The sequence below is a fragment of the Phocaeicola intestinalis genome, assembly GCF_014837065.1.
GTDB classification, from domain to species: domain Bacteria; phylum Bacteroidota; class Bacteroidia; order Bacteroidales; family Bacteroidaceae; genus Phocaeicola; species Phocaeicola intestinalis.
Genome location: NZ_JACSPP010000008.1, coordinates 62,908 through 77,268, shown reverse-complemented (window position 1 = coordinate 77,268; position 14,361 = coordinate 62,908). Strand labels below are relative to the sequence as shown.

Below are 14,361 nucleotides of genomic sequence, written 5' to 3'. Positions count from 1 at the left end.
TCATGGCGATATTAGCATTTCAAAAACCTGATAAAGTCTTAATGTTGGAAGCGGATTCTAAATATGGGAAGTTTGAATTCCGTCCGCTTGAACCCGGTTTCGGTATTACCGTTGGTAATGCTTTACGCCGTATTCTTCTCTCTTCTCTGGAAGGTTATGCCATTAACACAATTCACATAGAAGGTGTTGAGCATGAATTTGCAACCGTTCCCGGTGTGAAGGAAGATGTGACTAACATTATCTTGAATCTGAAGCAAGTTCGATTCAAGCAAATAGTTGAGGAATTCGAAAATGAAAAGGTTAGCATTACCGTTGAGAATTCTACTGAATTTAAGGCAGGTGATATTGGTAAGTATTTGACCGGATTTGAAGTGTTAAATCCTGAATTAGTTATTTGCCATTTAGATTCAAAAGCAACTATGCAGATAGATCTTACAATCAACAAAGGTCGTGGTTATGTTCCGGCTGATGAAAACCGGGAATTCTGTACCGATGTGAATGTAATTCCTATCGATTCTATTTACACTCCGATTCGTAATGTCAAATATGCGGTGGAAAACTACCGTGTAGAACAGAAGACCGACTATGAAAAGCTGGTATTGGAGATTACGACGGATGGTTCCATTCACCCGAAAGAAGCGCTGAAAGAAGCTGCAAAGATTCTGATTTATCACTTCATGTTGTTCTCTGACGAGAAGATTACACTCGAAACGGCAGATGCTGACGGCAATGAAGAATTTGATGAAGAAGTTTTGCACATGCGCCAGTTGCTGAAGACCAAGTTGGTCGATATGGACTTGTCAGTCCGTGCATTGAACTGCTTGAAGGCTGCCGATGTGGAAACACTGGGCGATTTGGTACAGTTCAACAAGACCGATTTGTTGAAGTTCCGCAACTTCGGTAAGAAATCGCTCACGGAGCTTGATGATTTGCTCGAGAGTCTGAATCTGTCGTTTGGAACAGATATTTCTAAGTATAAATTAGATAAAGAATAAAAAATGAGACACAATAAGAAATTTAACCATTTAGGTCGTACTGCTTCTCACAGACACGCGATGTTGTCTAATATGGCATGTTCTCTGATTAAGCACAAAAGAATCACTACGACTGTTGCGAAGGCTAAAGCTTTGAAGAAGTACGTAGAACCGTTGATTACTCGTTCAAAAGACGATACAACTAATTCACGTCGTGTAGTATTCAGCTATTTGCAAGACAAATATGCCGTTACTGAACTCTTCAAGGAAATCTCTGTAAAGGTTGCAGATCGTCCGGGAGGTTATACCCGTATTATCAAAACCGGTCACCGTTTGGGAGATAACGCTGAAATGTGCTTTATCGAACTGGTTGACTATAATGAGAACATGGCTAAGACTGCTGCTAAAAAAGCAACTCGCACCCGTCGTTCTAAGAAGTCTGCATCTGCTGCTGCCGCTGAAGCACCTGCTGCTGAAGCTACTACAGCCGAAGCACCTGTTGCTGAAGCTACTACAGAGGAAGCCCCTAAAGCTGAATAATTCTGTAAATGCAATATAAAAAGAGGCCGGAATCTTTTCAGATTCCGGTTTTTTTGTTTTTTGGCGTAAATGCCTCTGTTGCTCTGAACTGGTACCTGTGTCTGTTTGCAGAAGCAACATTTATGAAGTGAAAGGAGAATGTACACGATGTTATTACCTTATTTACATAAAGATTTGATAGAGGCCGGATGTGATGAAGCGGGGCGTGGATGCCTTGCAGGGGCGGTATATGCAGCCGCTGTTATTTTGCCTGCCGATTACAGAAATGAGTTGTTGAACGATTCGAAAAAGCTGACTGAGCGTCAGAGATACCGGCTTCGTGAGGTTATCGAACGAGATGCTTTGGCATGGGCGGTTGGTGTAGTTTCGCCGGAAGAAATCGATAAAATCAATATTTTGAATGCATCTTTTCTGGCGATGCACCGGGCGGTAGACCAATTGTCGATACGTCCACAACATTTGTTGATTGATGGAAATCGTTTTAATCCTTATCGGGGTATTCCTCATACAACCGTGATAAAGGGTGACGGAAAATACTTGTCTATTGCCGCTGCTTCCATCTTGGCTAAAACCTATCGTGATGATTATATGAACTGTTTGGATAAGGAATATCCGATGTATGACTGGAAGGGCAACAAGGGATACCCGACAAAGAAACATCGGGAGGCTATCCGGCTGTATGGTACGACTCCTTATCATCGGATGACTTTCAATCTTTTGGGTGATGGTCAGTTGTCATTTGATTTTTGAATTTACTGTTGATTTTAATGGCTATCTTTTGGATTTGTCCGAACAGAAAATAAGGAACATATAGTAGTAAACTCCGGCGTCTAAGTATCGTTGCTTCTATGGTCAAGTATTATAGGATACTTTGCCTTTTATCATTGCTTCTATAACTGTTGAAGCATAGCTATCATTGCAAAAGCATAATTGGATGGGGGTATTCATTTTGATTTTTTTACAATTTGTCCCTTCTTTTTAAAATAATTATCCATAAATGTTGCTTAATTGGCTGAAAAACGTTTATTTTGTTACCATTTTTATGGTGGTTGTTAATATTGGGATAGAAAAATGAACGATGGCTTGCCTTTGGATATATCTACGTGGGATGAGTCTTGTATGAAGCGTTTTATACGAGACAATTCTGCTTTGTTTTATGCTTTTGCCAGTCGCTATGTCAATAATCCGGATCTTGTTGACGATTTCTTGCAAGAAGCTTATGTAAAACTTTGGACTCACCGGAAGACAATCGGCAAAGTCAGCTCCGTGCAAAATTATTTTTATTCGATACTTCGGAATACCATCATTGATAAATGGACGTATTTCACTGCGGGTGAGAACGAACGGAGTCTGGATGATTATATGGATGTGTCTTCCAATGAATCTTTTGTACAGCATATCATCGAAGCTGAAAGTTCACACTTGATTGCTGCGGCAATCCATAAACTGTCTCCTCAGAGCCGGCGCATTATCTTGATGAGTATGGACGGGAAGACAATGCCCGAAATCGCCGATGCCCTGCATATTTCCATCAATACAGTGAAGACCTTGAAATATCGTGCCATCAAGCAGCTTGCATCTTCGCTTTCGAAAGAGGACTTTCTTCCTCTCTTATTACTTTTATATTCTTCCATGTGTTAAAATCGTAATGCTTTGTCATACTTTTGGCGCATATTGACCGTCTATTGTAATAAAGAGACGAAAATATGTGTCAAAATAATAAAGATATATCCCATTTGATTGCTCAACGGATTTTAGAAGTCCCTTTGAGCGAGGAAGACAATCGCCGTTTGGATGAATGGTTGCGGGCTTCGGAAGAAAACCGGAACCTGTACGAGCAGATTCGTAGTAAACAATTGGCGAGGCTTATTCTCCGTTTGCAACACGAAGATTATGGAGAAAAAATGGCAGACCGCTTTTCGCGTCAGGTATTCGGCAGGCAACGGCGCATCCGCTTACTTCGGTGGGGAAGTGTGGCTGCTATGTTTGTGTTGCTTTTTTCGCTTTCTTTTTATTTTTGGGGCGAGCATGAGCAGCAACAGATTTTTCCTGGTAAAGGCGGAGCGGTGTTGACTTTGGCAGACGGAAGGCAGTTTGATATTGCAGATGTCGACCGTCAGGTGGTGGATGAATTGGTAACATCGGTTTCGTTGGATATCAAGTCTGATACTGTTCCTTATAATACGTTGACGGTCGAAGCCGGTCAGGAGTATGTATTCCGTTTGCCCGACAGCACACAGGTATGGATTAACTCCGAGTCGGAACTACGCTTCCCGGTCACTTTTACCAAGGGTGAGGAACGGAAAGTCTATTTAAAAGGTGAGGCATTTTTTGATGTGACGAAGGACCGCCGGCATCCGTTTGTCGTGTCTTTAGACGAGGGAGCTATTCGTGTGTATGGTACTCGTTTCAATGTTTCCAGTTATGCAGGCGAGCCTTTGTCGGCAGTGTTGGTCGAAGGCAATGTCGGTTTTCAGCCGTCAGAAGGAGAAGAAGTCCGGTTGCATCCTTCCGAGCGTTTGGAATATGATGCAGCTTCGGGAGAAGTAGCGGTGCATCCGGTCGATGTTTCCCAGTATGTGGCGTGGGTCAACCATCAGTTTGTATTCCACGGTGAGACATTGGAGGAAATTATGACAACCTTGTCGCGTTGGTATGACTTTACCCCTGTATTCACTTCCGATGCTGTGCGTCATGTCCGGCTTTCGGGGCGTTTGTATCGTTACGATGATATCCGTATTTTGTTAGACAGTTATGAAAAGACTTCGGGACTGAAGTTTAAGTTGCAAGGCAAACGCATCATCATTTCCGAATAATCAGTTGATAATATATATAGTGATAAAAAAGTAGAGAATGCTTATGAAACGAATCGTTAATTGTTTTTGTGCTTTGATGCTGGGAGGTGCTTTGGCTTTTCCGGCTTCGCTGCTGGCACAGGCGCTTTCTGTCCGCATCGAACGGGGAACGCTGGACCAGGCTTTCCAACAAATTATGCGGAACAGTGATATCCAGCTGGTGTATAACACCGATGTAGCTGCACATATCCGCTGTCGGGCGCAGGTGTTCCGGGAAAAGGATATTACCGAAATATTGGACGCATTGTTGGCTAATACTTCCTTGACTTATACAGAGAAAAACGGTATCTATACTATCGTTTCCAAACCGAAGACCTCCCAAGGTGCGCAGGCAAGGGCTGCCGTGTCGGGACAGGTGCTTGACGAAGGAGGAGAGCCGGTCATCGGTGCCTCGGTTTTGCTGAAAGGAACCCGTAAGGGTATGATTACCGATATGGACGGACGTTTTGCCATTCCGGGCGTGAGCGGCAGTAAGGCGACGGTGGTGATTTCTTTCTTGGGCAAGAAGACCATCGAGGCGGATGTGGAACCGGGTTCGAATACGGTCTTTACCCTGAAAGATGACGACACGATGTTGAATGAAGTGGTCGTGACCGGTTATCAGGACATTGCCAAGGAGAAAATGACAGGTTCGGTCGCCATTGTCCGCGCCGAAGATTTGCAGACTCGCTATACGCCGAATATCTTGAACAACCTGGAAGGTCGTGTGGCTGGTTTGAGCACGCAGGATGGCAAGATAACCATTCGTGGTACCAGTTCGTTGTATGCCGAGACCAATCCGTTGCTGGTAGTGGACGGCGTGCCTATCGAGGGAAGGATAGAAGACTTGAACCCTTACGACATCGAAAGTGTCAATGTCCTGAAGGATGCTGCCGCAACGGCCATTTACGGTGCGCGGGCTTCCAATGGTATCATTGTCATCACGACCAAGAGCGCGAAGGAGAAAGGGAAGATTGACATTGATTTTTCCACCAACCTGACCATTTGGGAAAAGAAAAACATGGATTATGCCGACAACTTCTACCTCACTCCCGAACAGCAGGTAGACATCGAGTCGGACTACTGGAATTATTATTTCTTCGATAACGACGGTGAAGTTGCCGACCCGTTGGAGAGTACGTATCAGACAATCGAGGGTGGATCGAGTGCCATCTCTCCCATTCAGTATGCTTATTACCGGCTGGCACAGGGCGAAATCACCAATCAGGAATTGAATGACTATTTGAATGGCTTGAAGAAGAACAATTTTGCCAAGGAATATGGCGACAACATCTACAAGCAGCAGATTCTGCAACAATACAACCTGTCGCTGCGCAGCCGTTCCGACAAGTTCCAGAGCAACTTGACGCTGAATTACAAGTTCGACAACAGCGGGCAGATTCATTCCGACAAGAGTTCGCTCAACATCAATTACAAGGGGAGCTACGACGTGGCTTCCTGGCTGACGGCCACTTTCAATATCAACGGCATCTATGACAAGAGTGTCGGTCCGGGTGAGGATTATAATTCGCAGCACACCAACCCGTGGGCGGTTCCTGCCTACGAACGGATGTACAACGACGATGGTTCCGCCAATCTGTTTTATTATTGGTATGATGGAAACCCTTATTGGAGCAGCAAGGGTGCCGAAGGTTTTCACGACCTGGGTGTGAACATCAAGGACGAATTTTATAACAACACGTTGACCACCCGCCGCCAGCATCTCCGTTATCACGGCGATTTGCTGTTCAAGATTATCAAGGGATTGACCGCCAATGCGCAGTTCATCTACGAGACCGACCGGACACAAGAAGATTGGTTTGCCAACGAGGCGAGCCACGCGGCACGCAGCATCCGCAATGCCTATACGCAGGTAGGAGCCGACGGGAAAGTCACCTACATGACGCCGGAGAACGGGGGCATGCTGCGTTCCACCAATACTTACGGACGTTATTGGACAGCCCGCGGACAGTTGAACTACGCCAATACCTTTGGCAAGCATTACGTGGCAGCCATTGCCGGTCTGGAGTTCCGCCAGACGAAGTCGAACGGTTCGAAAGCCCTCATTCTGGGTTACGATGACCAGTTGCAGAACAGCTCCACGCATACGGTGGACTTCGGCACGATGAGCACAATGATGTACAATAGCTATTATATGCCGCTGGCAGGAGGTTATCCTTCGCAGCAGTTTGTGTTCAATCCTTATTTCCGTGACGGCATGGGACCGGTGATAGAGCAGTTCCACCGTTATGCTTCCGGTTATTTTACCCTGAGTTACACGTACGATGACCGTTACAATGTCTTCGGGTCGTTCCGCAAGGACTATGCCGATGTCTACGGGTTGAACGCCAAATACCGTGGCCGTCCGTTGTGGTCGGTCGGTGCGGGCTGGAACCTCCATCAGGAAGAGTTCCTGAAGCCGGTGGACTGGATTAACTTCTTGAAGCTGCGTGTCAGCTACGGTGTGACGGGTAACATCTACCAGGGCGCCACCAGCTACATGACCGCCACGTCGACGGAGGTGAACGAATATACCAACCTGCCCTACGGGTCGATAGAAAGCCCTGCCAATCCGAACCTGAAGTGGGAACGCAACACCACCACGAACGTCGGTGTCGACTTCTCGTTCTTCAACAACCGCCTGCAGGGGTCGCTGGACTTCTATAACAAGATGGGTACCGACATCTTCGCGCCGCGCCAGCTCGACCCGACCACCGGATTCACCTCGATGTACTACAACACGGCGAGCATCCGCAACCGCGGTATGGAATTGGCCCTCAGCTACAACTGGTTCGTGCCCCATCGCCGCCGTGCCTTCGGCTGGACCACCAACTTCACGATGTCCTACAACAAGAACGTGGTGACCGACGTGCAGAACCCTGCCACTTCGGCATACCAGCTTGTCGAAACGCCTTATATGACCGGTTATCCGTCCAGTGCCCTGTGGTCGTACCGCTTTGCGGGCATCAGTGACGTGCCGGGCGAGAAAGGACAGACGCTGTGGTACGTGGAAGACGGAGGCACCTCGCATACAGCGACTAGCCGTAGCATCAGCATCCTGGAATATTCCGGGCAGACCGAGCCGAAGACCATCATGGGCATGGAAAACCGCTTTACATGGAACGGCTTCAGCCTGAGCGTGCTGATGGCTTACTACGGCGGACACAAGATGCGTGCCTTGGCAGAAACCGAAACCTTCGGCATGCCTTATCAGGCCCTTGCCAGCTATTTCGCCAATGCCTGGACGCCGGAAAATCCCACCAACACACCGGGCATCGGACGTTATAGCTCTACTGCTTTGGGCTCAGAACCTTCGTATAGCGACATCTCCGTGCGCGATGCCGATTTCTTGAAAATCCGCAACATCGTGTTCGGCTACGAGTTCCCGGCTTCGTGGATGCGCCACCTGGGCATCAACCGCCTTGCCCTCAGCTTCCAGATAGACAATCCCCACTACCTGTGGGTGAAGAACAAGGTGGGCGTCGACCCCGAGACCTTGGGCATCCGCCAGCCGAGCTCGTTCATCTTCGGACTGAACGTGAACCTGTGACAACTTGTGACAAACAGCTTGTGAAACCATAAAAAGACAATGAAAAAGATGAAAACGAAACACATACTCTATGGCTGCCTGCTGGGAGGGGCGATGCTCGTCAGCTCCTGCTCCGATTTTACCGACGTGCAGCCCAAAGGAAAGAACCTGCTTTCCACTACCACGCAGCTCGAAATGCTGCTCAACCGTCCCTATGAGATGAGTTCGGGCGACGGACCGCAATTCCTGGGCGATGTCATCACGACGTTGAACAACGTCCCGAATCTGCTGAGCCAGCCCACGCCGACGCGCACTTCCATCATCCTCGAGTGGAACGCCTCGCTACAGGACAGGCTGGCGGAACTGACCGCCAGCGATGATGAATATGACTCGTATTATGGCGTCATCGGCCAGGTGGCGAACCCCATCCTCTCGCACATCGACGCCGCCACGGGCGACCCGGCGGTGAAAAACCAGTTGCGCTGCGAGGCGTTGACCCTGCGCGCCTATTTCCACTACCTCGTGGTGAACAAGTTTGCCAAGGCATACAATCCCGCCACGGCGGCCGAAGACCCGGGCGTGCCCTACGTGCTCGAGACGCAGGACGTGGCGCAGCCCACGGTGAAGATGACCGTGCAGGAGGTGTACGACCACATCCTCGCCGACGTGCAGGAGGCCATCGACCTCGACGGGATGCCCACCGTGGCGGTGAACCGCATGCGCATGAGCAAGCCTTGCGCCTATGCCGTCAAGGCACTGGCGCTGCTGAGCATGCAGCGGTTCGACGAAGCCGAAGAGGCGGCACGCCAGGCTCTTGCCCTCAACGGCGCGGTGGACAACTACTACGAGATGCTGACCACTTCCGCTGACGCGACCGGCAATCCCTACAACGTGTTGCTCCGTCCGCAACTGGAGTGCCAGGAAGACATGTTCTTCACCTATTACATGGAGTACTTCGAAGCCCTGACCCCTGAGTCGATGGAGCGCTTCGAGCCGGGATATGCCACGCTGGAACTGATAGACACCGATAAAAAGATGTATGCCGGCACTATGCCAGGCATGGCGACTTCCATGCTGGGACTGGACGACCGTTACATCATGACCATGGACTTGAACTCGGGCTGGAACATGGCGGGGCTGAGGACCACGCAGATGTACCTCATCGTGGCCGAGGCGGAAATCCACAAGGGCAACTACGCCGAGGCGATGCATGCCCTCGACGCCATCCGCGTCAACCGCCTCGCGCCGGAGACTTACCAGCCGCTGGAAGGCACGGTGACCACCGAGGCCGACGCCATCCGTCACCTCAAGCAGGTGTCGCACGGCGAGAACATCTATTCGGTCTACAACTTCATCCATCGCAAGCGCTGGAACCAGGTGAGCGGCTGGGAAGAGACCTTCACCAAGACCTTGGCGGGCAACACCTACACGCTGACGCCCGACTCGCCGCTGTGGATATTCCCCTTCGGCCAGAACGTGCTGTCGAACAACCCGAACATCACGCAGAACTATAAGTAACCCCCCGTGCAGGGGTACGGCGACACTCCGGAGGGCTTGGAAACCGTGCCGCAGGGGTACGGCGGCAAAAATAACAGAAAAAACATCAAAAACGACGATTGTGACATGACGACAAAACATTTTTGGGCGGCAGCCCTGGTGGGTTGCACGCTGATGGCGGGTTGCGCTTCGCAGCCCGACAACGAGTTGAGACTGGACGGGACCATCAACGGCCACGAAGGCGAGTGGATTCACCTTGCCTATACCGTGCGCGACACCGTGCAAGTGACCGACAGCACACGCATAGCCGACGGCGCGTTCCGCTTCTCGCGGCCGATGGAAGTCCCTGTGGCGCAAGCCACGCTGTACATCGGCAATCCGATGGACTACCGCAACGTGAAATATGCCAGCCTGTTCATCGAGCCGGGCGAAGTGTCCGTGGCCATCGACACGGCCGATTTCATGAAGCCGGAAGTGACTGGCTCGGCGGCGCAGGCGGAGAACGACAGCCTGAATGCCGTCCTCGCCCCGCTTTATGCCCGCCTCCAGGCGTTGCGCGATTCGGCCGCCGCGGATGCGTCCGCCGGGCGGAAGGCCGAGCTGCAGGGACAGCAGGAGACGTGGGTCGACAGCCTGAAAGCCGTCCAGCTGGCCTTCGTGCGGTCGCACCCGCATTCGTTCGTCGCCCTCAGCTACCTGCCGTTCCTGATGGGCGACATGACGTATGACGAGCTGAAGGCGGTGTATGACAACATGTCACCCGAGGTGAAGCAATACGGCAACGTGGCGAGCGTCCGCGACGAGCTGGCGGCATTGGAGCGCGTGCAGCCCGGCCGCCCCGCCCCGCTTTTCCGCGTCGTGAGCTGGAAGGGCGACTCCATCGGCATCGCCGACCTGAGGGGCAAATACGTCCTGCTCGACTTCTGGGCGACATGGTGCGTGCCCTGCCGCAAGAGCTTCCCCCACGTGAAGGAACTCTACAAGAAATACCACGCGAAGGGGCTGGAGGTGTTCTGCGTGGCCGACGATGACAGCAAGCCCGACACGTGGAAGGAAGTGATAGGGAAAGACGGCATCCAGGATTTCCACCACGTGTTGCGCGGCCTGAAGTGGGACCGCAGCAAGGGCCTCGACGGCATGGACCACACCAACGACATCAGCGACCTCTATGCCATCCATTACTTGCCCACGAAGTACCTGATAGACCGCGAGGGCAACATCGTCGGCAAGTTCGATGATGAGGCGTTGGATGCCAAATTGAAGGAAATTTTCGGAAATTAACCAAACAAACTATCAAACACGATGAGAAAAGAATTGTTTTTCGGCTTGATGCTGGTGTGTGCGTGCGCCTTTGCGCGGCCGGCCGGCGACGTTGCCTCCGGGATGGACGTCCGGATGGCACATGGGGCGACGCTCCAGACGGGCGCCGATGCCCCGGACTTCACGTTGAATGACTTGCATGGCAAGCCCCTGGCGCTTTCTTCGCTGCGGGGCAAGTATGTGGTGCTCGACTTCTGGGGCAGCTGGTGCGCGTGGTGCATCAAGGGTTTCCCCGAGATGAAGGAGGCCTACGCCAAGTACAAGGACAAGATGGAGATTGTCGGCATCGCCTGCCGCGACACGGAGAAGCGCTGGAAGGCGGCGGTGGAGAAACACCAGCTGCCGTGGCTCAACGTGCTGAACGAAGGCGACGTGGACGTGAGCGCGCTGTATGCCGTCGAGGGCTATCCGACGAAGGTCGTCATCAGCCCCGAGGGGAAAATCCTGAAGGTGGTGGTAGGCGAGAGCCCCGAGTTTTACACCTATTTGGAGGAATTGTTCAAGTGAGATGAAACGAAAAGACGTAGGATGAATATGAAACGGATTATTTTGTCGGCATTGCTTTGCGTGTTCGCGATGCAATGCGTGCTTGCCCAGGGCAAGCAGCCTGTGAGTGTGTTGTATGTGGGCGGTTCCCCCGAGCTGGATGTTGTCGGCGGCGTGGAAGTGGACAGCGCGACGTTGGCCCGGTCGGCACAAGCCCGCATGGCCTCTTTCGCCAAGTTCCTGAAGTCGCGCTTCCGCAAGGTGAAGGTGATTGACGCCAAGGAGTATCTCCCGTCGATGTCCGATGCATACGATGTGACGGTGTTCGACGGCAGGCCCCGCCCGATTCGTCCCGAAGTGCGCGAGTTTGACGCCCAGGGCAGAATCACCAAGTATGAGCCTGTGGCCTACCTGCCGGACGACTTCGACCGTGCCGCCCTCTGCATCGCCAACGCCAGCGAGGACATCGGGCGCAGCATCGGCACCAAGTGTGACTGGTTCTGCCTCTGCCTGGATGCGGACGCCTTGGGCTGGAAGAAGGACCATCCGATTTTCCAGGGACCTTTCAAGGTGAAGATTCAACCCGAGATGAAGCCCACGCCCCCGATGGCTTTCGAGTATGCCGAGATGGACGGCTACACGTTGCCCGCCGAGACGGAGATGTGGACGGTGCAGACCAAGTCGTACACCACCGACCGCTCCTACCGCATCGGCATGGTGAGCCGTCCCGAAGGTTTCCTCGACTCGCCGGAAGCGGAAGTCATCTCCAGCGGCGCATGTGCCAAGAGCATCGACGCCGTGGCCATCGGCCGTCACGGCAACTTCTTCCATTGGGGATTTTCCGCTTCGCCTGATTACCTGACCGAGGCGGGAAAGGCGGCCTTGGCGAATGCCATCGTCTACATATCGAAGTTCTCCGGCCAGCACATCATCGCCCGCAAGCTGGACGAGACCATCGCCACGCGCAAGTCTGTCGACCGCAGCAAGTTCTCGGCGTCGCGCAAGGCTTGGCAGGAATCCAACGAAGCACACCGGCGGTTCTATCAGTCGGTGGACAGTGTCAAGAAAGTGGCTTTAGCGAAACAGGAACAGGGCCAGGAACTGGATGCCACGGAGAAGATATACTTGTCCATGGACTCCCGGCAACCGAAGGAACCGACGTATGCCGAGTACATGAAGCAGCGTTTCCCTGCCCTTTATCACGTGTTCGGGGACGATGCCACGGAATATCAGCGCTATTTCGACAAGAACCGCGACTGGTTCCATCCCACTGCCGAGGGTTACGACCTGGATATCGATGAAGACGTGCGCACCTTGGGCATTGCCAACAATGACAAGCATCTGTTGGATTCTTGCATCACGATGCTCGAAAAAGGAGTGGAACCCGAACTGGCGACTCGCGTGTTGCACCGCTATACGTTGTGCCGTTTCGCTGCTCCTGCCGAATGGCGTGACTGGTATGACACCTATCGGGACAAACTCTTCTTTACCGAAGCCGGCGGCTGGTTGTGGCTGGTCGACACGCAAGACCGTTCTGTTCCCGGAAACGATTACAGCGTGTTGAAAGCTGCCGGGCAGGACGAAGCGAAGAAACCGGCATTGGCGCAAGATACGGACGAGAAGAATCCTGTGGCTTTGTCGATGGACGTGGAGACCTTGGCAGATGGCAGCCGCGAGCTGGTGGTCCGGATGAAAGTGCATACCGGATATCATACCTATGCACAGGTATCGGAAGAAGACCCGTTCCTTCCGACAGAACTGGAGTTTTCGTTACCCGAAGGCTGTAAGCTGGAAGGCGACTTGATAACGCCTGCCTTTACGCAGCTGGGTGCCACGAAAACAACCATTTATACGGGTGATTGCCTTTTCCGTCAGAAAATAAGCGGTACGGGCAAAGGGGAAGTGAAGTGTACGGTCAGCTATCAATGCTGCGATAATTCAATCTGTTTCCCGCCCGCCAAGAAAACATTGACAGCTCAATTATAAAAAATGAAGAAAACACGGAGGCACGAAGACAGATTAGCATATTATTTTCCGTGTCTCTGTGCCTCTGTGTTCCATATAAGTCCTAAAACCATTTTATTTTCCGGAATACGATGAATGCCAATGCCGAAAGGATGACAGACAAGCAGACGATGAGGGAGAAGGCATGGGGCATGTGTTCCACGTTGATATCGACGTTCATCCCATAAAAGCTGGCTATCAGCGTAGGCACCATTAATACGATGGATAAGGTGGTCATGCGCCGCATGATGGTATTTACATTGTTCGAGATGATTGATGCAAACGCATCCATTGTTCCCGTCAGGATGTCGCTATAGATGTTCACCATGTTGCGTGCCTGTTTTAATTCAATCAGTACGTCTTCGGTCAATTCTTTGTTTTCCCTGTCTTTTGTCCCGAAAATATTCTGGAATTTGCTTATCATTACTTCATTCCCACGGATGGAGGTGTTGAAATACACCAGGCTTTTCTGTAAGTTCATCAGGCGCAGCAAATCTTCGTTACGGATGCTTCGCTCCAGTTCTTTTTCTGCACTCGACACCTCATTATTGATTTGTTTCAGATATTTCAGAAACCATACGGCCGACGAATAGATGATGCGCAGGATTAGTTCGTACTTGTTGGGAACCTGGATTTGTTTGCGTTGGGTATGCTGGATAAAGTCCGGAATCAATTCGCTGGAATGATAACATACGGACACGGTTATCTCATCGTTGGTAATGATGCCGATGGGGATGGTGCTGTAGGGCACTTTGCTGCTTTGTGTCTGTATCGGAATACGTACGATAATGAGCTGCCAGTTGCCTTCTGTATCTGTACGTGGCCGTTCGTCAGTGTCGGCGATATCATGCAGGAAGGCAGTTGGAACTTTCAGAGTTTCTGTCAGGAATTTGAAATCATCATCGGTAGGGCATTCTACGTTTACCCAGCATCCGGGAAGCCAGTTTTTCTTTTCTACAAATCCAGCTTCGCAGTAAAGGTATTTTCTCATGTGCTTTACTCCTTTCTTGTTTGGCTTTCATACAGGAGCAAGCATGAATCATCAGAGCGTTCATTCTCCGCTTGCTTCTGTAAAGAAGCGGTTAATAATTTCGGTATACGTTCGCGAGTTTGAATCGTCCATAATGATTTGTTTGTTAATGGTTATAAAAAAAGTTCGTCTTTCGAACGAACTTTT

The 14,361-nt window shown here is 51.1% G+C and carries 10 protein-coding genes and 1 pseudogene; 10 read left to right on the top strand and 1 reads right to left on the bottom strand.

Annotated features, from left to right (window positions below; translation table 11 throughout):
- Positions 1-2: 2 nt before the first annotated feature.
- The 10 genes and pseudogenes from H9625_RS04435 to H9625_RS04390 all read left to right on the top strand — a co-directional run bounded on the left by H9625_RS04435 (position 3) and on the right by H9625_RS04390 (position 13,166).
- Entirely contained in the window at positions 3-995 is a 993-nt protein-coding gene (locus H9625_RS04435; RefSeq protein ID WP_087209566.1) for a DNA-directed RNA polymerase subunit alpha, read from the top strand.
- A 3-nt stretch (positions 996-998) separates the two neighbouring features.
- Entirely contained in the window at positions 999-1,514 is a 516-nt protein-coding gene (gene rplQ, locus H9625_RS04430) for a 50S ribosomal protein L17 (RefSeq protein WP_022038679.1), read from the top strand.
- A 147-nt stretch (positions 1,515-1,661) separates the two neighbouring features.
- The gene (locus H9625_RS04425; RefSeq protein WP_087250538.1) at positions 1,662-2,264 is read left to right on the top strand and encodes a ribonuclease HII; all 603 of its coding nucleotides are present in this window, start codon (positions 1,662-1,664) and stop codon (positions 2,262-2,264) included.
- A gap of 369 nt (positions 2,265-2,633) precedes the next feature.
- Positions 2,634-3,155, top strand: coding sequence for an RNA polymerase sigma factor (locus tag H9625_RS04420; RefSeq protein ID WP_191763155.1), 522 nt, complete (start codon positions 2,634-2,636; stop codon positions 3,153-3,155).
- Between the two features lie 65 nt (positions 3,156-3,220).
- The gene (locus tag H9625_RS04415; protein ID WP_022038683.1) at positions 3,221-4,330 is read left to right on the top strand and encodes a FecR domain-containing protein; all 1,110 of its coding nucleotides are present in this window, start codon (positions 3,221-3,223) and stop codon (positions 4,328-4,330) included.
- Positions 4,331-4,373: 43 nt separating this feature from the next.
- Positions 4,374-7,898 carry a SusC/RagA family TonB-linked outer membrane protein gene (locus H9625_RS04410; RefSeq protein ID WP_191763153.1) on the top strand — a complete coding sequence of 1,175 codons (3,525 nt, stop codon included), beginning with the start codon at positions 4,374-4,376 and terminating at the stop codon, positions 7,896-7,898.
- 39 nt (positions 7,899-7,937) lie between these two features.
- Positions 7,938-9,395: a RagB/SusD family nutrient uptake outer membrane protein gene (locus H9625_RS04405; protein ID WP_191763151.1), complete on the top strand. Its 1,458-nt coding sequence runs from the start codon at positions 7,938-7,940 to the stop codon at positions 9,393-9,395.
- A gap of 105 nt (positions 9,396-9,500) precedes the next feature.
- Positions 9,501-10,655: a TlpA disulfide reductase family protein gene (locus H9625_RS04400; protein WP_191763149.1), complete on the top strand. Its 1,155-nt coding sequence runs from the start codon at positions 9,501-9,503 to the stop codon at positions 10,653-10,655.
- A gap of 141 nt (positions 10,656-10,796) precedes the next feature.
- Positions 10,797-11,201, top strand: a pseudogene (locus H9625_RS04395) (peroxiredoxin family protein); the annotation flags it as partial.
- Between the two features lie 27 nt (positions 11,202-11,228).
- The gene (locus tag H9625_RS04390) at positions 11,229-13,166 is read left to right on the top strand and encodes a protein-disulfide reductase DsbD domain-containing protein (protein WP_225226266.1); all 1,938 of its coding nucleotides are present in this window, start codon (positions 11,229-11,231) and stop codon (positions 13,164-13,166) included.
- Between the two features lie 82 nt (positions 13,167-13,248).
- On the opposite strand, the gene H9625_RS04385 is transcribed toward H9625_RS04390, so the two are convergent.
- On the bottom strand, positions 13,249-14,175 hold the full coding sequence (locus H9625_RS04385) for a magnesium transporter CorA family protein (RefSeq protein WP_087406340.1): 927 nt from the start codon (positions 14,173-14,175) through the stop codon (positions 13,249-13,251).
- Positions 14,176-14,361: the final 186 nt, after the last annotated feature.

Bases quoted from the DNA above. Each gene is read 5' to 3' on its own strand.
- H9625_RS04435 (WP_087209566.1), top strand. From the start codon at position 3: ATGGCGATATTAGCATTTCAAAAACCTGATAAAGTCTTAATGTTGGAA.
- rplQ (WP_022038679.1), top strand. From the start codon at position 999: ATGAGACACAATAAGAAATTTAACCATTTAGGTCGTACTGCTTCTCAC.
- H9625_RS04425 (WP_087250538.1), top strand. From the start codon at position 1,662: ATGTTATTACCTTATTTACATAAAGATTTGATAGAGGCCGGATGTGAT.
- H9625_RS04420 (WP_191763155.1), top strand. From the start codon at position 2,634: ATGAAGCGTTTTATACGAGACAATTCTGCTTTGTTTTATGCTTTTGCC.
- H9625_RS04415 (WP_022038683.1), top strand. From the start codon at position 3,221: ATGTGTCAAAATAATAAAGATATATCCCATTTGATTGCTCAACGGATT.
- H9625_RS04410 (WP_191763153.1), top strand. From the start codon at position 4,374: ATGAAACGAATCGTTAATTGTTTTTGTGCTTTGATGCTGGGAGGTGCT.
- H9625_RS04405 (WP_191763151.1), top strand. From the start codon at position 7,938: ATGAAAAAGATGAAAACGAAACACATACTCTATGGCTGCCTGCTGGGA.
- H9625_RS04400 (WP_191763149.1), top strand. From the start codon at position 9,501: ATGACGACAAAACATTTTTGGGCGGCAGCCCTGGTGGGTTGCACGCTG.
- H9625_RS04390 (WP_225226266.1), top strand. From the start codon at position 11,229: ATGAAACGGATTATTTTGTCGGCATTGCTTTGCGTGTTCGCGATGCAA.
- H9625_RS04385 (WP_087406340.1), bottom strand. From the start codon at position 14,175: ATGAGAAAATACCTTTACTGCGAAGCTGGATTTGTAGAAAAGAAAAAC.